General features: G+C 49.7%; 15 protein-coding genes. 1 reads left to right on the forward strand and 14 read right to left on the reverse strand.

The features are described 5' to 3' along the window. Positions 1 to 31: 31 nt before the first annotated feature. The 12 genes from AWM70_RS17170 to AWM70_RS17225 all read right to left on the reverse strand — a co-directional run bounded on the left by AWM70_RS17170 (position 32) and on the right by AWM70_RS17225 (position 21191). Positions 32 to 2116: an ATP-dependent helicase ComFA gene (locus AWM70_RS17170; RefSeq protein ID WP_068698433.1), complete on the reverse strand. Its 2085-nt coding sequence runs from the start codon at positions 2114 to 2116 to the stop codon at positions 32 to 34. A 165-nt stretch (positions 2117 to 2281) separates the two neighbouring features. Further along, positions 2282 to 2713 carry a hypothetical protein gene (locus tag AWM70_RS17175; protein WP_068698435.1) on the reverse strand — a complete coding sequence of 144 codons (432 nt, stop codon included), beginning with the start codon at positions 2711 to 2713 and terminating at the stop codon, positions 2282 to 2284. A 268-nt stretch (positions 2714 to 2981) separates the two neighbouring features. Next, a complete protein-coding gene (locus AWM70_RS17180) occupies positions 2982 to 3710 on the reverse strand; it encodes a response regulator (RefSeq protein ID WP_068698437.1) in 729 nt (242 codons plus the stop codon). Beyond that, positions 3711 to 4877 carry a sensor histidine kinase gene (locus AWM70_RS17185; protein WP_068698439.1) on the reverse strand — a complete coding sequence of 389 codons (1167 nt, stop codon included), beginning with the start codon at positions 4875 to 4877 and terminating at the stop codon, positions 3711 to 3713. A gap of 52 nt (positions 4878 to 4929) precedes the next feature. Continuing rightward, complete coding sequence (locus tag AWM70_RS17190) at positions 4930 to 7620, reverse strand: stalk domain-containing protein (RefSeq protein WP_068698441.1); 2691 nt, start codon at positions 7618 to 7620, stop codon at positions 4930 to 4932. A gap of 252 nt (positions 7621 to 7872) precedes the next feature. Further along, positions 7873 to 11619, reverse strand: coding sequence for a SwmB domain-containing protein (locus tag AWM70_RS17195; RefSeq protein WP_068698443.1), 3747 nt, complete (start codon positions 11617 to 11619; stop codon positions 7873 to 7875). 231 nt (positions 11620 to 11850) lie between these two features. Further along, on the reverse strand, positions 11851 to 13269 hold the full coding sequence (gene ltrA, locus AWM70_RS17200; RefSeq protein ID WP_068693838.1) for a group II intron reverse transcriptase/maturase: 1419 nt from the start codon (positions 13267 to 13269) through the stop codon (positions 11851 to 11853). A gap of 460 nt (positions 13270 to 13729) precedes the next feature. Beyond that, positions 13730 to 14932: a methionine adenosyltransferase gene (metK, locus tag AWM70_RS17205; protein ID WP_068698445.1), complete on the reverse strand. Its 1203-nt coding sequence runs from the start codon at positions 14930 to 14932 to the stop codon at positions 13730 to 13732. Positions 14933 to 15145: 213 nt separating this feature from the next. After that, positions 15146 to 15418 (reverse strand): alpha/beta-type small acid-soluble spore protein, encoded by a 273-nt coding sequence (locus tag AWM70_RS17210; protein ID WP_068698447.1) that lies wholly within the window; start codon positions 15416 to 15418, stop codon positions 15146 to 15148. A gap of 137 nt (positions 15419 to 15555) precedes the next feature. Then, the gene (locus AWM70_RS17215) at positions 15556 to 16074 is read right to left on the reverse strand and encodes a hypothetical protein (RefSeq protein WP_068698449.1); all 519 of its coding nucleotides are present in this window, start codon (positions 16072 to 16074) and stop codon (positions 15556 to 15558) included. 115 nt (positions 16075 to 16189) lie between these two features. Next, a complete protein-coding gene (locus AWM70_RS17220; RefSeq protein ID WP_237167742.1) occupies positions 16190 to 18757 on the reverse strand; it encodes a hypothetical protein in 2568 nt (855 codons plus the stop codon). 259 nt (positions 18758 to 19016) lie between these two features. After that, the gene (locus tag AWM70_RS17225) at positions 19017 to 21191 is read right to left on the reverse strand and encodes a hypothetical protein (protein ID WP_068698453.1); all 2175 of its coding nucleotides are present in this window, start codon (positions 21189 to 21191) and stop codon (positions 19017 to 19019) included. A 549-nt stretch (positions 21192 to 21740) separates the two neighbouring features. Here AWM70_RS17225 and AWM70_RS17230 point away from each other — a divergent pair. Next, on the forward strand, positions 21741 to 22388 hold the full coding sequence (locus AWM70_RS17230) for a hypothetical protein (protein ID WP_068698455.1): 648 nt from the start codon (positions 21741 to 21743) through the stop codon (positions 22386 to 22388). A 235-nt stretch (positions 22389 to 22623) separates the two neighbouring features. Here the strand turns inward: AWM70_RS17230 and AWM70_RS17235 are convergent, their stop codons facing one another. Then, positions 22624 to 23430, reverse strand: coding sequence for a hypothetical protein (locus AWM70_RS17235; RefSeq protein ID WP_068698458.1), 807 nt, complete (start codon positions 23428 to 23430; stop codon positions 22624 to 22626). 53 nt (positions 23431 to 23483) lie between these two features. Continuing rightward, positions 23484 to 24392 carry a tyrosine-type recombinase/integrase gene (locus AWM70_RS17240; protein WP_083180388.1) on the reverse strand — a complete coding sequence of 303 codons (909 nt, stop codon included), beginning with the start codon at positions 24390 to 24392 and terminating at the stop codon, positions 23484 to 23486. Between the last annotated feature and the right edge of the window lie 7 nt (positions 24393 to 24399).

Below are 24399 nucleotides of genomic sequence, written 5' to 3' on the forward strand. Positions count from 1 at the left end.
CAACTCCTTTTATCTTTTAATAGTTAATAGATCAGACTACCTTTAGATACCCTTTGCTGAGCGCGATCCGATTCATCTGCTTAATCTGCCGGATCGCCCCGCGCTGAGCCGAATTGGCCTGTCTGGAGAAAAAGAATACCCTGCCCGTCGGGTCCTCCATGGACCTTCCGGCTCTTCCGGCCATCTGCACCAGGGATGCTTCATCAAACAGCCCGCTGTCGGCATCCAGAATATAGACGTCGCTTCGTGGAACGGTTACGCCACGCTCCAGAATGGTTGTCGTGATGAGAATCCGAATGGCCCGGCTGCGGAAGGCCAGCACCTTGTCCGCACGTTCTCCGTCCTGCGAAGAAGTACCCTCAATCCTGACGCCAGGCAGCTTGCTGCGCAGCAGAGCCAGCAGCGGAGGAATCTGCTGAATCCGGGATATAAACAAAAAAATCTGCGCGTCCCGCTGCAAGGAACGTTCTAACTCCGTGATCAGGTTTGACGGCAACCTTTTACGGCTTATATTCTCGTCCGTGCCTGGGAACGAAGTCCGCTTGGGCACCGGAAGCGGGTGTCCATGGAATCTCGCCGGGACCTTGGCCACCCCGCAGCGGCCGGCGGCTGCGTCCCGCTGGAGCTTCTTAGGCGGCGTTGCCGATAAGAAGATAAAATGGCCGCTGTCTTTGCAGCAGGCTTCGGCGGCATAAGCAAGCATGGGGTCATTGTGGTAGGGAAAAGCATCAAGCTCGTCGATTATGACTAGATCAAAGGCTTGATGAAACCGCAGCAGCTGGTGGGTAGTCGATAAGACGAGATTGGCCGGAGTCCAGCGGTCCTCGCTTCCCCCGTACAGCACGCTCATCTGCTGCTCGGGGAACACCTTGGCCAGCCGGGGGGCCAGCTCAAGCACCACATCGCGTCTGGGCGTCGCCACAAGCGCCCGGCCTCCAGCTTCCAGCACATGGGCCAGAAGCGGGAAAATCATCTCGGTTTTGCCGGCGCCTGTCACGGCCCAGAGCAGGAAGCGGGCCGGACGGACGGGAACGGCGGACGGCGCGGCAGGCGGCCTGGCGGAGGACGATGCGGACTCCGCCGCGGCGGTTGCGGCGCGCCCGGCAGATGGCGCGGCAAGGAAGCGCAGCGCTTCGGCAGCGGCCTCGCGCTGCGCCGGGCTGAGCCCCCACCGATCGAGCTGGCGATCGGCGGGGGCTGGAGGGGCCGCGTGCCCCGCCGCGGCCCCGGAAACCGCGCTGCCGCGAAGCAGCAGCGCGCAGGAGCGGCTGCGCCCCATAGCGAGGCAGGCCTCGCAATAGGCGCAGCTGCTTTGCCCGCACCCGGCGCATGGCGCCGTGCGGGTCACTTCGCTGCCGCAGCGCCGGCAGCGGGGAAGCGCCGGCCCGCGCAGCAGGCCGGCGAACCGGCGCCGCCGCCCCGTCTGCGCGGGGGCGACGCCCGCCATCAGCGCAGCGTGCCCCGCAAGCTGGGCGAGCTGCGCCAGAGTGCGCCAGCTGCCGGCCAGCTCCGGCAGCTGCGCTTCGAGCAGCCCTCGCAGCTCGGGCTGCAGCAGCGAGCGCCCCGCGGTCAACGCAGCGAAGCGCGCCACCTCCCGGGCCGCCGGCATCCGGCCCGGCTCGGCAACCCCCTGTGCCCCGTCCATGTCCGGGGCACACAGCTCCCGCCACCGGGGATGGCCGCCCGCCCGGCGGTCATACAAGCAGACGGGAAACCCCATTTCCCAGTCTTTCTTATCCTGTTCCCGGTTATCTCTACCGGCTCCCCAGCCTTGCTTATCCTGCTCTCGCCGCTGCCCTGCCGAATTCCCCCTCAATCTCTCTGCCCCTTCCCATCTCGCTATACTCGCGCCAGCCGAGAGCAGACGCCCCCAATCCTCCAAGCTAAAACGGTCAAAACGCCACTCCGAATGAAACTGATCCCGCCAGGCTGCGGCCTGCCCGAGCGGAATCTTTTTTCCAAGCAATACGATCTTGTCCGCCGCCGGCTGTCCGGGCCAGCCTCCTGACCGTTCCCCGCTCCCGCTTGTCCAACTTACCCAATCCACCCGCAGATCCAGACTGATATAAGCGCTCCACTCGCCGTTTGACCTTACCACATACAGAGAAACCTTCATGTTCTCGCCCCTTGTTTTATGGATTCCCAGTCTAATGCTGCTGCCTGGTTTTTTTGAAAACACACAAAACACAAAAAAGCACACCCCACCAAGTTCAAGAACTTGTAGAGTGTGCTTCACCCGTCGTTTCTATTTCTCTTCCGAAACAAGAAACCTGCTATGAAATTAGACGACATGTACATAGGGGATTTTGGCAGCCTCCCCCGGCTTGCGAAGATCGACAAACAGAAATCCGTCCTGCTCAAGCTCTGGCGAATGCTGGGCCAAATCCTCCCGCGACAGCTCCCCGGAGAAGCGGATGACCTGAAGCTCCATGCCTTCCGACCGGCTCATCCGCTCGGCAATGGCCAGCGTATCATCTTCCGAGTGCTCATCAACCAGAGTAACCAAATGAGGTTTGCTGCTCAATTTGGCGTACCAGGAAATAGCGCGCAAATACCATTCCAGCTGACGTCCGTGATTCCGCGTTACCAATACATAGTGAACAAAACGCCGCTCCCCGGCGGCCTCACGGTTCAATGAACGACGATACAGCCCATGAACGGCGAGTGCCGCCAGCGCATATCCGGCCACAATCCATAAAGCCAACGTGATCATGGAGTCCACCTCCCTGTCTTGCAGACGAACGCCGCTTGCTGCTGCAGCGTTATGCCTGCCGCAAAACCTTAGGTTTTAACTAAGATACTATATGCGGCCACAGGGGGTCCGGTTACTGGGCGGCCCGGCTGCCGATCCGAACGGTTCGGGCCAGTCTTATCCTTCTTACGCAAGTTGGCTCCCGACCAGCGTCTATGTAGGGCATAGGGCAGCCAACGGTCTTATGTGCTTGTTCTTAGTGCTTAAGTATAGAAAAGCGGAACCGCGCCTACAAAGTCACCCAGCCCAGCTTGATAGCATTGATAACCGCCTGCGTACGATCATCGACTTCCATCTTCTGCAGGATGCTGCTGACGTGGTTCTTGACCGTCTTCTCGCTGATGAACAAATGCTCGCCGATCATTTTGTTGCTGCGTCCCTCGGCCATCAGGCGGAGCACCTCGGCTTCGCGGCGGGTCAGCGGATTGTCATCGCCGGCCACAAATTTGACGCCCGCTTCGCGCATCGTGCCGTCTTCGGCAATTGCGCCCGTTTCATGCAGATATTCCATGCGGCGGAGCTGCTGAATCAGCTTGCCCGTTACCTTTGGATGGATAAAAGCATGGCCCTCGGCTACGGAACGGATCGCATTGATCAGCGACTCCGCCTCCATATCCTTCAGCAAATAACCGGTTGCGCCTTTGCGCAGCGTTTCAAAGACATAACTTTCATCATCATGAATTGATAAAATAATTACCTTAATATTCGGCATCGCTTCGCGCAGCAGCTCTGTGGCATCAACACCGTTCGTTCCCGGCATGTTGATGTCCATCAGCACAATTTGCGGTTGGTATCGCTCACAGGCCTCCAGCACCTGCGAGCCGTCGCTGCACTCCCCGACAACCTGGATTTCTTCCTCCATATTTAAAATCCGCTTCAGGCCTTCACGAAACAACTGGTGATCGTCCGCCAAAAGCACTTTGATCTTCATGTTCTCCTCTACGTTGCTCTGCTCCATCTATTCTTGCTCCTTTCTCTTCTCTACATTTGTCGGGATATGAATCACAATCTTCGTTCCCTGGTTCTCCGCCGATTCAATTTCCATTCTGCCATCGAGCAGTTCAACCCGTTCACGCATGCCTATCAAGCCAAAATGAGAGTGTTCTTTGGACTTATGCTCCAGCTGATCCACTTTGAAGCCAAGACCATTATCCTGTACCACAATTTTGATCATCTGTGCTTGATAAGTAATTTCGACACCGACAAACGTAGGGTAGGCATGTTTGGCCGCATTGTTAAGAGCTTCCTGTACAAGACGGAAAATTGCTGCTTCCATGGCAGACGATAACCGCTGCTCTTTGCCTCTCGTCTCAAAGGTGGTTCTGATTTTGGTCTTCTCTTCGTAGTCGTGAACATATTTGCGCAGCGTTGGGATCAGCCCCAAATCATCCAGCGCCATCGGGCGCAGATTAAAGATGACTTTGCGCATCTCCTCCAGGCTGGATCTGACCTGCTGCTTCAAATCTATTATTTCGTCCCTCACCATATTGAAATCCTGCTTGATCAGCATTCTTTCGACAATTTCCGTCCTAAGCACCATATTGGCGAGCAACTGGGCAGGACCATCGTGAATTTCCCTGGAGATTCGCTTGCGCTCCTCTTCCTGGGCTAAAATAATTTTCAGTCCGATCAGCTGTCTGTTCTTGGCGGACTCGAGAATCCGGGTGACCTGGCCCAGCTCCCCGGACAAGTATTCCAGAACTACGTTCATCTGCGTCCCGATCGTCTCCGCCCGCTCTACGGAACGCTCGACATTGCGCGCCCGTTTCTGAAGCTCGTCCCGGCGGGCCTTCAGATACATCTCTTTCTCCCGGTAGATCAACAGATCCAGCTGCAGCTGCGTTGCCACTTCATAAGCCTGCTTGATGTCCTCTTCCTTGTAACGCACAAAATCCCGGCTGACTTCCGTCAGCCGGATTCGTGAACGGCGGTAATTCAGCTCTAGCTGATCGACTTTCTCAATCGTCTCCGCCGTCTCTTTCATCACCTGCTGAAGCTCGGTATTCAGCATCTTCAGCTCTGTCTGAGCGGCATCCAGGATTTCAATCATCTGCAGCTTGCTGTCCTGCATGACATTTATCGCATTTTTAATGACGCGGTCGATCGCATCGGTTTGAAAATCCACGTAGGCCCAATCTCCATTCTTTTACATCCGTGTAATGATCAAACCTATCATATCATGATTGCAGGGTGATAGACTTCGTTTTTTGTTCCCAATTTACAAAGATTCCTAGCCGTTCAGACACCAGTCTGAGCGGGACTAAAGTCCTACCATTGATGATCAGAGGTGTTACTTCGGACGTTTGGCGTCCGCCATTCAGAATGTAATCTTTGCTGCCTACAAACAGATCGATCAGCACGCTGCCGCGGACCACTGTAATCCGCTTGCTGGACGCGATCCAGTCCGCGGAACCTCCAAAGGAATCGACCACATAGCGGATTGGCACATAAGTGGTTCCATCCTTGACCACCGGAGCGGCATCGAAGGCTTTCTTCTGTCCATCAAGGAAATAGGATTTCTGCCCGACGGTCATAACCATTTTGGCGTTTGGATACAGATCGTCTCCGCCGGACGGCACCGTGAACTGGATATTATCGAGCGACACACTGCCGGTCATGGCCCGTTCATCCTGGCCATCCTCCAGATTCACGAGGTAGATCCGCTTCAGCTTTGCACCGGAGGCGAGTCCATAAGGACTCAGATCAATATTGATGTTCTTCCAGCCGGTCCAATCGACCTGTTTGGCGATATCTACGTAGGTTGTTTTTCCATTATTATCGATTTCGGCCCGCAGCCAGTTCAGACTGGAGTCACCCATCACGTCAATCGACATCGCCGATGCTCCGTCTGGAATGGCGCGTCCGCTGGTTCCGTTAAACTGTGCATAAGCAAACCGGCTGCCGGTGCCTGCCGTCATGTCATAACGCAGCTGCAGCACTTTGCCGTGACTGTCGCCGCTGCTGACCACCTGCGCTTGCCCGGTTACCTGTGACGGACTGCCGGTAAATCCAATGCTGTAAGCGAGGTTCTCAAAGTCTTCCCACGACTGGCTGCCGGCTGCGCTGAACGTAATGACCGAACTGAATCCGTCATACCGGGCAATCGCATAAGCAACCTTGACGCCAGGATTGATCGAGTTGATCGTTAACACGCCGCCGCCAACGCTGGCTTTCATGCCTTTGAATTCCCATTTCAGGGCACTGGACGGCACGTCGACCGTGCTGCCCGTCTTCAATTTGGCTTTAGGCGTTATCGTCACTTGTGCTCCAGCCTGAAGCGGACCGCTTTGTGCCCCCAGGCTCAAGCTGCTGAGGCTGTCTGCGCCCAGTATCGTCACTTTCGTGCTGGCCGAAGCTTGGCCGCTTACTGCCGTCAGTTGAGCTGTACCCGGCTGCACAGCTTTAAATGCACTTCCGGTCCACACCACATTGCCGTTGCTGGACTTCCAGGTTGGGCTGATTGTGGACGTATCAATCGGGTTGTAGTAAGTGTCATAACCTTTCAGCGAATAAGTCGCTTCCTGGCCGATCAGCAGCGTTTGCGCACCGCTTACGGTCAGGCCTTTGAGCGTGCCTTGCGGAGCGGTCGTATAAACCCCAACACCGTTGGCGACTTGACGCTGGGTTGTTCCCCCGTTGGACGTGGCAAACGTCAAGGTTGCATCGGTCTCACCAAGCGGACGGGAGACCAGGGTGGTCGAACCGCCTCCATCCAGGTCAAGGCCTTTCCATACGCCGATGCTGGTCATAAAACCTTGCAGCTCGGCTAAGGTCAAGCCGCTGCTGCTGTCATTTTTCTCGGCTGTAATCAAATAAGCGAATTTGCCGTCTTTAGAGTATCCAATCGCAGTCCGGGCCACGGCACTGCTGCCGCTGACACCGCTCGTGGAACGAGTGAAGGATGATGCCTTCCCCTGATCCACCAGCAGCGTATGGCCGCTGATCAGCATCTGCAGGTTCGCCGGGTTGACCAGCTTGCCGCCCGCTACCGTACGAAGCGCGTAATTGGACGTAATCGACTGACCGACCTGCAAATGGGTATTTACAAAAGTCGCCGCCGTGCCATGCGCCCGCAAAATATAACCATCAGCCGGAACCGGCCCCGGAATAGCCGCTCCAGGTGAAATCTGCTGAATGATGCCATTCTGCACCAGCACCTCCGTAGGTGTCGTCGAAGAATCCTTCGGCCGGTCTGTCGAAGCCCAGGCGCTGGTATAAATGTACATCGCGTTCACATGGCTGTAGCCGTTGTCCGGTTCGGTCCGGTAGGCTTCTTTGTTGATCCCGGCAAGCGGGAAGCTGGACCCGTCTGCTGCCGTCACATTCCCTTCAAATGTAAAGCTGTCGATCGCCGGTACCCGGTTCTGATCCAGATAGAAAGCATACATGCCCTTGAGCTGATTCGGACTGGTTACGAGCGTTCCCTGCGAGACCGATGCCCCCATGGCCACACCCTGTCCGCTGGTATTAAACACGTCCCCGTTCACGCCGGCAACCGCGCCGGTCTCCTTCGCCATACCGCTGACCGATTGGCGGGTTGTCACCTGGCCATTCTTGCCGGTCATCGTATCCAGTTTGACGTACGGATTCGTTAAATCAATCTGCACCACATCGGCCAGCACCTTCACCTGTTTGCCGGAGCGGGTGACGGTGTACTGATATTTTTGAAGTTTAGCGCCTGACGTAATGATATCTTCCGACAGTTTAACCGCCTGACTGCTCGCGGCATAAATCGTTGATGAATTTCCCCATAAAGGCGTTGCCCCCAGCACCGGCTGAACCCAAATCAATCCGGCCAAAGACAGAACGGCCCATTTCCTGCTTTTTTGTCCCCAATTGTGCTTTGACGCACCTTGTTGTTCTACCATTTCTGAAGCGACTCTCCCATCTCTTCCGCAGTCTCTTACGGCTGTTTCTCCTTAAACTACCAAGTCAGGAATACATCCTCTAGAATAATAGACTACAAAGTAACAAAAAAGTTACGAAAAATCATGAATTTTATGCTAAGGGAAATTTGTGGAAGAGTTTTTGGGACAAAAAAATAACCTCTTTTGGTTCCAAGACCTATTGTCATAGGCCCGCCAAAAGAGGTTGAGAGATTATAGTCGCCCTAGTCTTCTTTATTTTAGGAATCTCAGTTTATCCAATACCCGTTTGAGCATGACGGCAGCTTCGGCGCGTGTGGCCGTGCCTTTCGGATTAAAGGTACCTGTACTGGTTCCTTGAATGACCCCCGCATTTACCGCTTGAGCCACCACGGCCTTGGAGGCCGCAGAAATTTGTTTATTGTCTTTAAACTTGGAAAGGACACCGTCTGGATTCACGGAAGCATTAAGAGGCTGTCCGGCTGAGGACATCGCCCGGGCCATCATCAAGGTCATTTGCTCTCTTGTGATATAGCTGCCCGGTTTAAAGGCCGTGCTGGACACACCGGCCACAATCCCCGCTTTAGCCGCGGCACCGATATAACCGGCCGCCTCGGAGGATGGGGAGACATCGCCGAAGGCAGCCGCGCTCGCCTTGTCCGGCGACAAGCCAAGTCCTTTTGCGATATAGGTCGCGAATTCCGCCCTAGTAATATTCTGTTTCGGTTTAAACAAACCGCTCGCCGCCGGGTCCATAACCGATTTCGAAACCAGTTCGGAAATCGTTGTATTCGCCCAATGGTTCTGGATATCCGTCAGGTTCGCATACCCGCTTCTTGGGCCAACCAGGCTGCTGCCCGACTTCAGTGTTGTCGTAAGAACGGTATAGGCTCCGCTGGACGAAATCTTGGTCGGCACAAACAGCACCTTCTGCGTGCTTCTATCATAAGCATACATGGCCGTGTTAGAGGCGGATACCGATCCGCCGGTCTTGATGAACAGGTCACCCGAAACATTCATATAGCTAAGGTCCGCAGATGCACCTGTTGCCGCGCTGATGAACACTTCCGTCGGGTCGAGCAGCGGAAGCGTGGTGACCCCGTTTGAGCTGTTGATGATGTTCAGGTTATCTTTGGAAACCTGCTCGATTTGGAACCAGACGTTGGCGGAGTTGAATCCTGCTCCCAGCGACATGGCCAAACTTGAGAACGGCAGCTGCTTGAGCGGCAGCAAATATAGAACATCGCCATATTTAATGCCGAATTCCGCCTCGCTGCTCCGTGTAAAAGCATCCATAAGCGGTTTCAAAGGCGCTCCAACATAAGCCGCTTTGTTCGACGAAGGCACCTCAAACACCATCACGCGGGCATTCGCTGCCGCATTGGAGGCTATATAATTATAAGCATCCGTCAGCTTTGCAGCGTCTATGGTGTATTTATTTACGGTCTGCCCGCCTCTGGAGTACGCCGTAGCAGCTGTTGCAGCCGCTCTGTCCAGCACATAACCGCTTTGATTAAATTCACTGGAAGATAAAATACTCAAGTTAGGAGCAATCGCGGAGCCTGTTGTTCCGCCATTATTAACAGAACCGGTTGTATTTTGTACCGCTGCCTGGCTGATGGCATTCAGGCTGTTCCCCTGACTGTCTCTCAGAACTCCGGAAGATCCCGGAATGTAAGAGAAAGTGACCGTTTGTCCGGCATTCACCGGTGACCCCAGCATGATCGTTAACGTGTTGCCGCTAAGAGAAGCCGACATCAGGCTGCGATTCTGGTTATCCACCGTCACGGCGAAATAGCCGATAGAGATCCCGGAAGAGGAGGAAGCAGTCGAAAGCGAATTGTTAAACTGAATCTTCATCGTATCTCCGTTGACGGTAGCACTGCCGATTCCCGCCGTCACGTTTCCGTACTGGACAGGCACCAGATTCAAGTATCCGGCCAGATTATTGCTCCAGTCGGAAATCCCGCCGGCCGCCGAGACATACGAAAGCGTTACGCTCTGCGAAGCGTTGAAGGATGAAGCAAGCGTTAAAGTCACCTGGTTATCCTTAATACCAATAGCCGTGACGTAGACCGGACTATTATTTACCAATATGGAATATTGGCTCTTTAGGGGCACGTTGGTGGTGCTTAGTCCCTCATCGTAGGTCAAAATGATTTTGTTATTGGAACCCACCACACCCTGGAACTGCGGTGGCCGGTTATCGTTATAGTTCCTTACAAAGAAGTCGCTAAACGTTGGAATCTCAAGTCCGCGATAATCCTTGAGCGGATAAGAACCCGGAGTATAGTTCACTTTAACAACGGCGTTCGCTATCGCTGAGCTTGACAAAGTGAGCGTTACTGTTGAACCGCTTTGACTGATCCCCGCAACCGAAGTCGAAGATCCGTCCTGCGTCACCGTAAACTGACTGTAAGCGTAGGAGGATACACTCTGGAGACTGTCTGCAAAATGCAGAACTACCGTATTGCCGGAAATATACCCGTCTTTAGGTTTCGGCATGGAAGTTTCAAGTCCGTTCTCGACTTCCATATTGGAGAAAGAAGCCGCTGCATTTTGACTCAGATCCGCTACTCTTAAATAACTGCTGCTCGGGCTGTAGCTGATCCTGATGTTCTGCCCTACCGCAACACCTACCTGCAAGGTGACATATACGCTGTCGCCTGCCGCATACGCGCTGCTGATGCTTCTTGTTTCTCCATTTACCGTTACGCTGTAGATATTAGCAGGCAGCGAAACCGAACTTAAACTTTCGTTATATTGCAGCCGGATCGTGTTGTTGGAATACACCTGGGCTTTCTGGATTACCGGAGGTGTTTTATCCAAAGTAGCCGTTGTAAAATACCAGCCGCTTGTACTGGTCAGTCCACCAAAATAAGCGTTTGTTACTGCATCCATAATGGCTGTACCGGAAATGATAATGTAGTAACTGGAGCCTTCCGTTAACGCAGATGCAGGCGTAATCACCAAATTTTTTCCGCTTACAGCAGCCGTTCCTGAAAGAGGCGTTGAAGAACCATATTTATAAAGCAAGACCCCGCTGGCCGTTCCCAAACTAAAAGTTGTCCCTGCAGCAGCTTTGATATTTGAATTAAATGTAGCCGTCAGAACGGAAGTACCCGGAGACACGTTCGAACTGCCATTAGACGGACTCAGGCTGCTAATGACTAGCTGGCTCGATGTACTGCTGGCCGTTGTAAAGGTCCAGTCCGAATTCGCTATAGCCGGAGTCAAAACATGATCATTGTCTTCGAAAGCACCAGCTGGTACGGAAACCGTGTAAGACGTATTATATCGCAGGTTTTGAGGGAGCGAGATCACAACGGTATTAGTTCCGTTGACCGCTACAGCATTCGAGCTTATATCAATATTTTGTTTCGCTACGCCTTGCCCCTGAACCGCGATGGTTCCGCTTTTCTTGCCGATAATAGGCTTGCTGAATTGAATCGTCAGTTGAGTAGGAGGCTGGACATTTGTTCCTGTAGGTGTAAGTCTGGATACGATCGCTGGACTTGCCTGCTTGGTCTGAAATCTCCACGTCTGATCGTCTTGAAATCCGTCATAAATAACTGTTGGATCGTTAGCATCTACAAAAGCATCATCATCTATTGTGACATAGTAAGTTTTCCCGGGGCCTAGCCACTCTCTATTAACCAGGAAAGAAAGCTGTGGATTTCCGGAGGAATCCTGTGTTAAGGATTTTATGTCCCATGAGGCCAAATTTCTCTGAGGCGCATCCGCATCTATCAAATGAGCTGAGCGGTTCACGTTATCCGGATTAACCGCCACACTTGAAGTGAAAGTAGCTGTTAACGTAATAGTATCCCCAGATTGGGCTAAATCAATTGTTGCTTCTGGTGCCGGTAAAGTTGGCGGAACCAAACTGCCAATAGGCAAAGGCACAGCGTCCGCAGCCGAAACCGGTCGTAGTCCGGTAAATCCGCTAAATACAAGGGCTAAGGTAAGCAGTAACCCTGTCATTTTCTTGATCCATTTCAAAATCTTCAACTCCTCTTTGGTTAAACGTTAAGTCTTATGTACATCATTTCTGCCCATGCAAAAAAATAGAAAGCTACTATATTCGTCGGCAAATTACTATCTAATCTTTAGGAATCCTTCAGAATTGGCGTTCCCCGCTGCTCCAAAAATAATCGGGTAGGAGGCTACCCATTAATTGGGCAGCCGACCTCCCACACCACCGTACGTACCGTTCGGTATACGGCGGTTCCATTAGGAATGCGCAGTAACTTGTCGATAATAATCAGAAAAGAAAAGGAATCCGAGGTTCTTCAGCCTATTGTTACCGAGGGACTTCGAGAGGATTGGGCTATTGGAGATTCTCCAATAGCCCTTTCTTGTGTTTGCGTATTCCCACGCCTTCTGTTCATGAATTCCGAGCGATATAAGCCTTTCGAGTTTCGTCCTCACTCGTTTCCATTGCTTCCAGAAGACCATTCGGATACGCCTTCTCATCCATTTATCAGTGGTTTGGAGTAGTTGTTTCATGTCAGCAAGCTTGAAATAATTTACCCATCCCATGATGTAACGCCTAAGCTTCAGCGCCCGGTCGGTGTTGCCCATTCCGTTGCTTCTCGACGTTAGCTCTTTCACTTTAGCTTTCATCTTGGATACGGATTTGGGATGGATTCTGACCCGCGTTTCCCCTTTGCTCTGGTAGAATGAGAAGCCAAGAAATTTAACTTTTGTCGCATCGTCCACAATCGTTTTCTCCCGGTTTACCTTGAGAAACAACTTCTTCTCGATGTAAGGGAGAATTTTCGTCAGGGTACGCTCCGCACTCCTCCTGCTCCGGCAGAATATGAGCATATCGTCTGCGTATCGCACGAATCGATGTCCTCTTGCTTCCAGTTCCTTGTCCAATTCATTCAGCATGATATTGCTGAGAATCGGACTTAGGTTCCCTCCCTGCGGTACGCCGATTTCCGTGTCCTCAAACTTATGCTTCACGACGACTCCCGCCCGGAGATACTTATGGATGAGCGAGATCACTCGTCCGTCTTTGATCGTTCTTGAAAGCACCTCGATAAGCTTGCTTTGGTTGACGGTGTCAAAGTATTTCTCCAAGTCCATATCCACCACGTAACGATATCCCTCTTGCACGTATTGTTGGCTTCGTTTCATCGCGTGGTGTGCGCTCCGTTTGGGTCGGAATCCGTAGCTGTTGTCTGAAAACTGCCTCTCATAAATTGGCGTAAGCACTTGGGCGATTGCCTGCTGGATGACTCGGTCAACCACTGTTGGGATGCCAAGGTTTCTCTTCTTTCCGTTCTCTTTGGGAATCTCTACCCTTCGAACGGGATTCGGGCGGTACTTGCCGCCCAAGATCAGTTGCTTGATGGTCTCGCCGTTGTCTCTGAGATATTGTAGAAGTTCATCTACTCCCATCCCGTCGATTCCGTGCGATCCCTTGTTCGCTTTGACTCTCTTGAATGCTTCGTTCAAGTTGTCCCTGCTAACGATTTTCTCAAGCAACCGGTCCTTCGACTCGGTTGCGTTGGTGTCGTCGGTTTCGGTTATCCTCGCAGGACTGTGCACTCCCGCATATCCTTCGTGTTCCGCACTATTCTTTTGCAAAGAGTCTTCCGTTAGAAGTTGGCTGCCCTTGGCTCCTGTTTCGGTAACTTTCATTGACTTCACCTCCTAAGGTTCAGCCCTTCCCTCGAACCGTCGACTGTTCGCGGTACTATGGCGTCTGCTGACTTCTCATGATAAATCTTGTTTCAACCGTGATTCGAAGTGCATCTCCTCACGTCCATGAGACCTCCCACGGTAAGACGATTCACTTTCCTTCCATATACCCACATCATTTACATTGGTACGTCCGTGTAGTTAATTGGACTTCGTCTTGTTTAGCAGACTCATCCCGTATCCTATGCCTGATGATGTTCGTGTTCCTTGGGCCGGAAGTTTGCCTCCAGCTTCCTTTGGATTCCACCTCGCGGTGGACACCCTTGCTCTTGGCTAGTGGTTGGTAACTACAAACCCCCACAGTGGACTTTCACCACCTAGTTAATCGCCATGCGTGGCACACTAAAAAGGACAGTCCGGCCAAGGCCGGCTGTCCTCTAAACAAGCTAAGTATTAAAATTTACAATCCCGCCTGCTCCTTCAGCAGCTCCGCTTTATCCACGCGCTCCCAAGGCAGATCCAGATCGGTACGGCCGAAGTGACCGTATGCAGCGGTCTGACGGTAAATCGGACGGCGCAGGTCAAGCATTGAAATGATGCCGGCAGGGCGCAGGTCAAAGTTCTTGCGAACCAGCTCAACCAGCTTCTCTTCCGGCACTTTGCCTGTGCCATAGGTGTCCACGTTAATGGAGACCGGATTCGCTACGCCGATTGCGTAAGCCAATTGAATTTCCACTTTGTCGGCCAGTCCGGCAGCTACCAGATTCTTAGCGACATAACGTGCAGCGTAAGCAGCGGAACGGTCTACTTTTGTAGGATCCTTACCAGAGAACGCACCGCCGCCATGACGGGCATAACCGCCGTAAGTATCGACGATGATTTTACGACCGGTCAAACCGGCATCCCCCTGCGGTCCGCCAATGACGAAACGGCCAGTCGGGTTAATGAAATATTTGGTCTCCCCGTCCAGCAATTCAACTGGAACTACAGGAAGAATGACATGCTCTTTGATATCCTTCTGAATCTGCTCTAGCGTAATATCTTCCGAATGCTGCGTTGATACTACTATGGTATCCACCCGTTTGGGCTTTCCGTCTACATATTCAATCGTGACTTGCGTTTTGCCGTCCGGACGAAGGTACTCCAAAGTACCGTCCTTGCGAACCTCCGACAAGCGGCGGGCAATACGGTGGGACAATGCGATAGGAAGAGGCATAAGTTCAGGTGTTTCATTCGTTGCAAAACCAAACATCAAACCTTGGTCGCCTGCGCCAATATTGGCTGTCTCTTCAGCGACTTTAGCCGGATCACGATCTTCTAGGGCCGCATTCACGCCTTGGGCGATATCTGCCGATTGCTCGTTCAGGGACGTCAGCACAGCGCATGTATTGGAGTCGAAGCCATATTTGGCCCGGGTATAGCCAATCTCTTTGATGGTGTTGCGTACGATGGATGGAATATCTACATACTCTGATTTTGTGCTGATCTCGCCAATCACCAGAACCAGACCTGTCGCTACGGAAACCTCGCAGGCCACACGTGCATTCGGGTCATTCGCCAGGAAAGCGTCCAGAACCGCATCAGAGATTTGGTCACAAATTTTATCCGGATGTCCTTCGGTTACAGACTCGGAAGTAAATAGGTGTCGCCCTTGTATGGACATGAATGTTCAACCTCCCATAAGGATAGTATGGCTCCCGCCTGACCATCCTACACAAAAAATGAACCTTTTCCGAATGGAAAAGGTTGTTATACAAGCCTTACGTTTATTATCTTATTTAAAAACATAACTGTCAATCAATAGCCTGCGGAAATCAAGCTGATTTTGGCGAAATCCGCCGCTGTCACGGCTGACAATCGAAGGCCGTCAGAGCTATTACAGCAGGGATTGTTTTTCGGCCATGGCTACCAGACGTTTAGTGATTTCCCCGCCGACAGAACCATTCTCACGTGAAGTCAGATGCCCCCAGTAGCTGGATTGCGAAGAACCTTCACCAAATGCGCCCAGTTCCCCGGCAAACTCCGTATCTCCAAACCCATTGCCCCCATAACCCACCGGCAGGCCAAACTCGGCGGCAATTTCATATTTCATTTGTTTAATGGCATCCTTCGATTCCGGAATAAGCTGACGATTATTGCTTCTAGCCATATAAATACACCTCCAGATGATATTTGTTCCCTGTACGTGTATTATGCCGCCTGAACCCGCACATACACGTATGAATCATTGTTAATCAGGGAAAAACATACCTGGAGGCTTGAAATCATTTAGTCCAATATTAAAGTTTATTTGCTGATCGTATACCCGCCTCTAACCATAACGGTCAAGCTGCTGGTCACGCCGTCCTGAACCCTAATGCCACGGCCATCTCTTGGAAAAGAGAGCAGATGGTTGTTGCCTACCGGCTTGCCATCCATAATATCCGTTCCGTCCGTCAGGTCCGCAACCCCGTTGGAGTCCGTGCTGTAAATCGCAGCTTTGCCTACACGGACAATAAATTCCGCGCCAGCTTTAGCGATCAGCTTCTCGCCCGGCTTAACCGTAACCACTTCAACCGCTTCGCTGTCAGCGGACGAACCGGAGCCGCTTCCCGTAGAAGGTGAAGTCGGAGCCGTTGGTGTCTTGCCGTTCAGAGCGGCTTGAATTTGCTGATCCACGTAACTCTTCGTTACTACAGGATCGTCAGCCGTACCCGGCTGGACATTTGTTCCGGCGCCCTCGGCATTTCTATTCAGAAGCGACCCGGCCCAAAGACCGCCGCCGATCAATACAACTGCTGCTGTAATCTTCCAAACTCTGTTCATAAGTTCCTCCTAAACACATCATTCATTCTATTCTATCGGATATTTTGATAGTTTTAATGATAGGTGGTTTTAGGAAGAGTGACAACCCTGCAATAGGCCTGATTCCCGGATGAAATTATCTCGCAGAAGTATCCCCGTTGTAAATATAATAAAAGCCTTGGCTGGCCAGCGGGATTCTGGCTCCCTGGAACTCATCGTAAACGGTAAGCGTAAAGTTGCCGCCCTTAAGTCCCTCATACACCGAATCGCTGTTGCTGAAGCTGAGCGTATTACCGGAACCCGTCTTCAGGTCCGTCTCCGGTGTCAATTCCTTAGTGAAGATGCGTCCAAGCGAATCCTTCATTTCCAGCACGTATTTGTGCCCGAACTCTCCCATGATATAAGCATTACTGCGGGTGAGGCTGTACGTTAATCCGACCTGTACAGATGAAGAACCCGTCAGGGTGGCCGCAACATCCGTAATGCTCAGTGCATAAGGATTGATTACCATACCCGAAAGCGTGGAATTCGTTCCTGGCGTCTGAACATTCAACGCCATTTCGGCGGCATTGATATAGCCGGTAGATTCGCCTTTAAGCGGAGTAAGTTTGTTGTCCGCGATTCCTTCTCCGACAACCAGTTTCATGTCCTGCGTGTAAATGCCTTTTGGCAGCTTGGTCCAGAGAACAACAAGACCGCTTTGCAAGGATGGAGCAGGCGTATCCACCTGAACAGCCTGTGCTTGATAGGATTGTCCGGAGCTGGTTTCGAAATAACCCACCAATTGAGATAAATCCAACTGGTATTTCTCCAGGTTCTTCACTTCAAGTTCGGTATACATAATATCGTTAGAATCTCCTGTATAGACTACAGATCTAACTTCTTTAATTTCTTCCTGACGCCCCTGGTTGTCGAGCTTGTAGCTCTTTCCTTTATCCACCTCAGGCAAGCTTGGCATTTCACCCAAGTGGGTGAAACGGAACCATTCGGAAGAGCTTTCCCCTATTTTCTCCATCAAAGCCACTTGCAGCTGTGACACGTCCAGACTGGCTGGAAGCTTACTGACCACATAAACATTCGTGCTTTGATCTGCTCCCAGCAGACCGGAAGCCGAAGTGCTGACCAGCTTCACATCATTAGCAAGCTGCGCCGAATCAACTTTAAATTGACCGGTTAAATCCGGAAGCGTAATCGTTTTGTTCGCATGGTTGGCGATCGTAATCTTGGCGCTGACTAAATCTCCGTCGCTCCAAGGCAGGCGCTGTATGGAAGAGAGTGTTAATCCAACCAGGCCGTTATTGGTTTGCATAAACTGCTCAGTACCCAAAGTATTCTGCAATTGAACGGCCTCAGGCAGCTGGAAAATCCCTACCGGATAGTTGAAGGAAGCCGCTGAAGAAGTACCCGCACCAGTTCCTGTGCCAGTAGAATCGCTTGGTGTCTGCTGCGCTGCACCAGGAGCATTTACAAACAGCTGCAAGCCATCAGTAATGACAGAAGAATCTACCGTAATATTAAGTTTGATGCTTCTGCTCTCCTGAGGGGCCAACGTCACGTTGTCCAAAGCAGACGTTGTAATCGGAAGGGTGTAACCATTAGAAGTATGCAATTCGAACCCGTATTTAGGAACACTTACGGTTTGCACACCGGAATTACGTAATAAGAATTGGATGGATAAATCACTTTTGCCGTAACTTTGATTCACCCAAGCCCCTGTAACGCTGGCGGCCAGCTTCCCATTCGTCAGATCAATCGTCTTCTCAGCGTTTGGTTGGACAGCGATGGTTTCGTTCTTAACCGCTGCAAGCTGCATAGTAGCGATTGGCAAGCTTGTTTTAGCTGTTTCATCGTCTTGGATTACTTGCAGCTCCAGATTTTTAAGAGAAACGGATTTAGGAATGGAAGCCATCAGCTTTAAGGTTTGGCTATCCTGAGGCTGAATCGAATAGCCCGTACTCGATGCGTCTGCTGTCAGCGGGTAATTTGATCCGCTAGCCGTCTTGATAACAAACTTCAGCTTAGGATCTTCGAATAGTCTGTAGCCAATATTCTGGACATTGAGATCAACCCCAACATAATTGTAGCTGCCGGAGAGGAATGAAGTTGCGTTGTTTACCTTGAGTTTAACAGGCGCTTCATTAATTCGAAGCGTCTTCGAATATGCCGCTGGCGTAGACAATAAATAGCCCTCAGGAATCTTGAATTGCCCCAGCTTTCTTTCATAATTGGCCTGACTGAAATCCCATTTCACAATATCAAAAATCAGACTCGTAGGTTTAATATGCTTGGCCACTTTCACGGAGTAAGTCAAAGTCACCGATGATCCCGGAGCAACCGTTTTCTTTTCTTTGTCGGCTGTAATCAAGGTCGGATTATAGACCGTACCGCTTACCGTCTTGACCTTGGTCCAGTAGTCAAGCAAATTCAAGCTCTTTGTATCGCCGTTAGTAACGGTCAAAGTGTAAGTAATCAGATTCGAATCGTCTTGGGATAGAGTATTAATATCGGTTAGTCGTATGTAGCTCTTAGAGGTAAGTTTAACGGAAGGTAGATTGTTGATGGTATGTATGACTGGCGTGGAAGCAGCCTTGGATGTTGAAGCCTTGGAAGTTTGAGTGCTGCCTGTTGCCGCCATAGCTGGTGGCACACTGCCAACCAAAAGGGTTAGCCCCAACGCCGTCGCTGTGATTTGGATCTTTTTCAAACCTGTGACCTCCTGTTTATCTTGATATAGTATTTAACGTATTTGAGAGGAGAATGTTTCTTGGAAATGGAAAAAAGTGCATAGCTCTTAATTAGACCTATCGGCCGATTAAGGTTTGCACTTCCATTTTAGCATTATTTTATTGATTGGTGCCTTAAAGTTGGCTGAATAGAATCGTTATTTTTTGTATTTTATCTCCTCAAAAAAAGAAACCCCTGTCTACATGACAAGGGTTTCTCAGGAAGTTTCAAACAGTTACTTACTTAACAGCGCTATACAAAGCGGCTTTTGTAAAGCCAGCAGCTGCATTTTTGTTTGTAGAAGCATCAGTAATTGCTTTGGCACTAGTGTTAGCAGCAGCCAAGGAAACTGTGATTACAGAATCATAATCCAACGAAGCATTAGTAGTAAAAGTAATCACCAGTTCATTACTTGCGGCACCTTGATCATAAGATACATCGCTAACATCAACACCGGTAGCAGTCACATCGACAAGGTTTGTTCCTTCTACAACACTGATACCTTCATTGAAATATACATGTACTTTGTAAGTGTTAGCAGCACTGCTTGTTACTTTGAATGGAACATTCGTCGCAACATCTACAGTTTCTGGAGCCACTTTATCAGTGATTGTTTGAGGATTAAACTTTACCTTACCGCCGAATGCGTTTTGTGTGCTTGGAGAAGTAGTGTTGTTCAGTATAAACTTAGCAACTGGAGCAGCACCAAGGTCACCAACTACAGTAAAGGTTGCAATTGTATTGCTACCATCGTAGCTATAGCTATCCAAGTTAACATTATAAGTTGCATCTGTAGTAGTGACTCTGAAATCAGATGGATCAACGCTTGTCAACTTATCATCAAATGTAACTTTGATAGTATCCTTAGCAGTTGCTTCTACCTTATCAACTCCCACATTAATGGAATTTTCGGTAATTGGACCAGAAACGTAACCAACTCCATCATAAGCTAAGTTTCCATCTTGGTCAGCAATCAAGGATACTTTCAATTTAGGATTAGAAAGAGTCTTTTCAGTATAAGGCACTGTAATTCTTACTGTCTCAGGTGTTACCAAATCCACATAAGAGTCAACTGGCAAAGCAGTGAAGTTGTCGGTTCCATCCCAAGAAATGCTATATTTAGCAATAGAAGTTGCATCGCCTACACCAGAAGTAGCCACTGGCTTACTGAAGGAAACGTAGAAGTATACATCATGTTTATTACCTGTAGTGGTTTGTACTTCATGCCAGAACTTAGACACCTTGAATTCCGAGCTATCGCCAACGGTAAAGGATGTTGATACTGGCAAAATTGTATTAGCAACATAAGCAGTATCTTGAACACCAGTAATATCAAGAGTATAAGTACCTTGATTCAAGGCTCCAGCAAAAGTAATAGTAGCAGTGTTAGTAGTAGCATTCCAAGTAATAGTTCTTACCGGATGACCATTTGCATCCAAACCATTACCAGTTACTACTTTACCGTTTGCATCCTTAACTGTGTAGTTAGCACCTTTAAGAGCTGTATCATTCACTGCTTTACTGTATTTAACTTTCAAGATTGTATTACCTTGGTCAGCGTCAGAAGTTACAGAAACAACTTCTGGGCGAGTAGTATCAAGGGTTGGAGTCACTTTCACTTCACGAGTTGCACTATTGCCGCTGTAGTCAGTAACGTTGTTGAATACAAGAGTATTCTCATTAACACTCAGAGCATTATCTTTAGTAAATGTTACAGTTACTTCATTGCTAGCTGTGGAGTGAGTAACTGTACCCGTTTTGGAAGAAATGCCGTTGTATACTGTTCCTACAGATTTAACTGGTTCGTTGAAAGTGACAACTACTTTAGACAAATCAGTTGTTTTCACCGAAGCTACAGTTGGTGCTTCAGTATCTTCAGATACTGTCAAGTCGCTTTCTACAGGAACCACTTTGAGTCCAGAGAAATCTTGAACGTTGCTTACTGTTAATTTGTGATCGCCAGTTGTAAGGGCTGTAGAAATCACAACAGCATCTGGGTAAGCATATTCTACAGAACCGGCGATTGCTTTACCATCGATTTTGTAGTTAGCAGTAGAGATTGCAGTTGCACGATCTACAGGTTCAGAGAACACTACTTTGAAAGCTTTAGTTCCCAGGCCAGTAACTTCCTTAACCGAAGGTGTAGTTACATCAACTGGAGTGAAAGTAATATCTTGAGTGATTGTTTTAGACTTGTCGGAGTTTTTCACTCCAGATACAGTCAATTTCACTTCTTTTTGATTTTCCAGTTTGTTTGCATCTGTGTAATACTCACCATCAAGTGTCAATACAACAGTTTTATTGTCAGAAGACAAATCAGCAGATTTAATTGTTCTGTTAATTTTGTAGTTAGCTACATTCTCAGCAGTTTCAGCATCCACTTCACCATCAAATGCAACCGTAATTTGCTTCAAGTTAGTAGCAGAAAAGCAACCCGGCCTTTTCCTATTTTTTCAAGCCCCCAACCCCAAGCGGCACAACAGTTTGCGAAAAGGGAATGAGTTGTTCCATAGTTGCTCAATACAGAAAAAACAGAAAGTTTCCGCAGAGCTACGAAATCAATACAGAGTCAATACATACGAAAACCATAGTTTTTTGTTGCTGGAAAGGACTCTTTTCCCCTCTCTCCCCTTCCGCTCCCGACGGCACGAATCACCCAGGCCCATGCCGCACATGGAATCCCCCGAATCCCCTAGCTCCCACAGTTCCAAATAGATCGAAAAAAAATACATTCCCCTTTTTTGGAGGGTAAGGGAATTGTCCAATTGGGCCCAGATCGAAGTCTCCCTTTTTCCCGATTCTCTTTCAAATTACTCATCATAAAAATCGAGTTTCTTCTATTATATACATTCCAAAATGCCCCCAAATTTCTTACTGCTGGATTAGTGGCTTCCATACGACTAAATCCTTCATTACAATTATGATTAAGGTGCAATCCTATTCAAAGGGAGGTCTACATAACGATGTCCATAAATAAGGAACTAGAAGTTCTATATCAGAATTGGCTTCAAAGTCATCCAGGCCATTTCGTTACCGGTGGTGTTGTTGACGAAGATATGTTTTCAAGTTGTGAGGTGAAGCTATTATTCCTCCTAAAAGAGGTCAATGATGTGGATCAAATAGAGAATTGGTCGTTAGTACAGCTCATGCAAGATCAAATCGAAAGAATGGAGTTTTACCGCATCTGGGAAACGGTAGGACTTTGGAATTTCGGATTACTGCAAGGCTTTCCACCTTATCAGAAATTGAAATACATGAAGGAAGCCAATATAACGGAAGGATTGCTAAACATAGCCACCACGAACCTAAAGAAAACAGGTGGATCTGGAGAAAGCAATTACGAAGAAATCAAAGAACATGCCATCATGAACAAAGAACTCTGGATGAGGGAAATTGAAATCATCAAACCCGATGTTGTGATCTGTGGAGGGACTTTTCCGATCGTTCAGGAGATACTTGGATTCGAGGCCACAACCTGCGATTCAGGAGCTCTAATTGGCAAAGCTATGAATACTCTCTTTGTCGATTTCTATCATCCCATGTACCGGGTCAGTCCAAAGGTTTTGTACGCTTACTTCAAAGAAACGATGAAATCCTTGGGTTACCATTAGACCAATTTTGTTACAAGTTCAGAAAGAAGCAAAAAAAAACGGCCCTTATAAGCATAACTCCCTTACTCCTTTTAACCTGATGCATGTCCATCCGGTTTTGTTTTTCCTTTGTTTCTGGAGGGGGAGAAGGGGGACGGCTCCCAAAGCCTTGCCGCGACTGGGTTTCCGTGTCCCCCGCGCTAGGGGATGGGGCCGGGGAGGAAAGGGGAAAGCGCCGACTCGTGAGAATCAGCTGCTAATAAGACCCCATTAAGTTGGCTACTTCATAGTGGTATCCGTATTTCTTAAAGAATTCAATCAGCGCCACTTCGAAAAGTTCACGCTGTTTAATGTTTCGCTCATTGCAAAACGTAACCGCCATGTCCTGTAAGGAATCTGACATCTGGATGGTCTTCCCGGTAGCCCTCCCAGGGAGAATGTACCTAGGCAACGTATCCGCCCTGGTCGGTTCAATCATTTCTGAGATTCGGCTTTGATTGGCCTTTAACCATTGGAGCAGTGGCTCATATTGCTGTATGAAGGTGACCGGGTCTTGTGAATCGGTCCACTGTACAGGAACAGGCGGTGCCATGGACGCTCTGCTCGTCTCGGTAGGCTCTTCTATGAGCACCTCCCTTTCTTTTCCCTCTGGTCCATTGTGCTGTTCGACTCTTCCAAATTCCTTCTTGTACGTCCGATCTGCGGATGACCACGTGTATCCCTTTGAGGTCATGTATTCTGCTAACTGGCGGTTATCCCTGAAGCCGACGGCTGAACAGATACGCTCAATGTCGTAGTCGGGCTCTTTCATCATCTCTACCACTATTCCCGCTTTACTGGTGGGCATCACTTTCTCCTTTGCTTGGCTGCCCGTCACTTTAGGAACATAGGTCCGGTTCGTCTGATCCCAAGTGAAGTTCTTGCGACGCATGTAGATATCAAGGGTTTTGTAATTCTTATGTCCGAATTGCTGGGCCAGTTGATCCCTCGGAATCTTTTGGGACAGGCCTTTCAATATTTCTTTCACTCGTTGATTATAGATCGGCTTGGTATCTTCCGTCATTGTCACTCATTCCTCCCCTTCTGATCGTAAGAAAAGAGGGACTAAGCGTCCCTCTATAGTACATCTACAGCTTTAGCGAGTTGATCGTAATTGGAGTGTACGTAGCGCGAAGTCGTCTTGAGATCGCTATGCCCCAGTAGCTTCTGGATGTGAACCACGTGAACATCTTTCTTAACCAGATTGGATGCAAAGCTATGCCGGAGGATGTGGCAAGTGATCACCTTCTCCCACCCCAGCTTAGCTGTCGTTTGATGCAGAACATAGTTCACGTACACGTCCGAGACCTTTCCTGTTTTTTCGAGCGCGAAGAACCGTTTGCTGCTAATTTCGGGCCGTATGGCGTCTTTGTACTCGGCCAGAATCGGAGCGAGTTTCGCGCTAATGGGAACATTCCGCTCCTTATCCCCTTTCCCATGCTTGACATGAATGATGAGGTTAACAAGGTCCACATCATCTAGGGTAAGGCTTAGACATTCCGCAATTCGCAGCCCCGTGTAGAACAGAAATTGCACGATGGTTTTGATGGTCGGATGGTCAATGGCTTGTACGAGTTCGTGGTATTCCTTCTCGTCGATGTAGGTTCGCTCCTTCGTAGGTGCTTTCAGCGGATCGATGGGGGCTGCCGCATGGACGTTCGTCCAGCCGCGCTTAATGGCGAAGTTATAGAAGGAGCGCATCGTACACAAATGCCGATTCACGCTCGCCGGTTGATACTTACGCTCACGGCTTAACATCTTCAAGTAGTCTTCCAAATCTTGCGTCTTGATGTCATGCAGCATCACGATGCCATTGTATCGTTCCTCCAGGAAGCGGTTGATCATTTCCAAGTCCTTTTTGTATCCGCTTATCGTTTCACTGCTTGCGTTTTTCGCCTGTAGTCCTTCTAGGAATCTTGCCGAGTACACTTGAAAGGGCAAGTTGGCTTGCGCAGGTGTAGGAATGGTTGAGTGGGTTGTTATCATGTCGTAT

This window comes from Paenibacillus yonginensis (genome assembly GCF_001685395.1).
Classification (GTDB): Bacteria; Bacillota; Bacilli; order Paenibacillales; family Paenibacillaceae; genus Fontibacillus; species Fontibacillus yonginensis.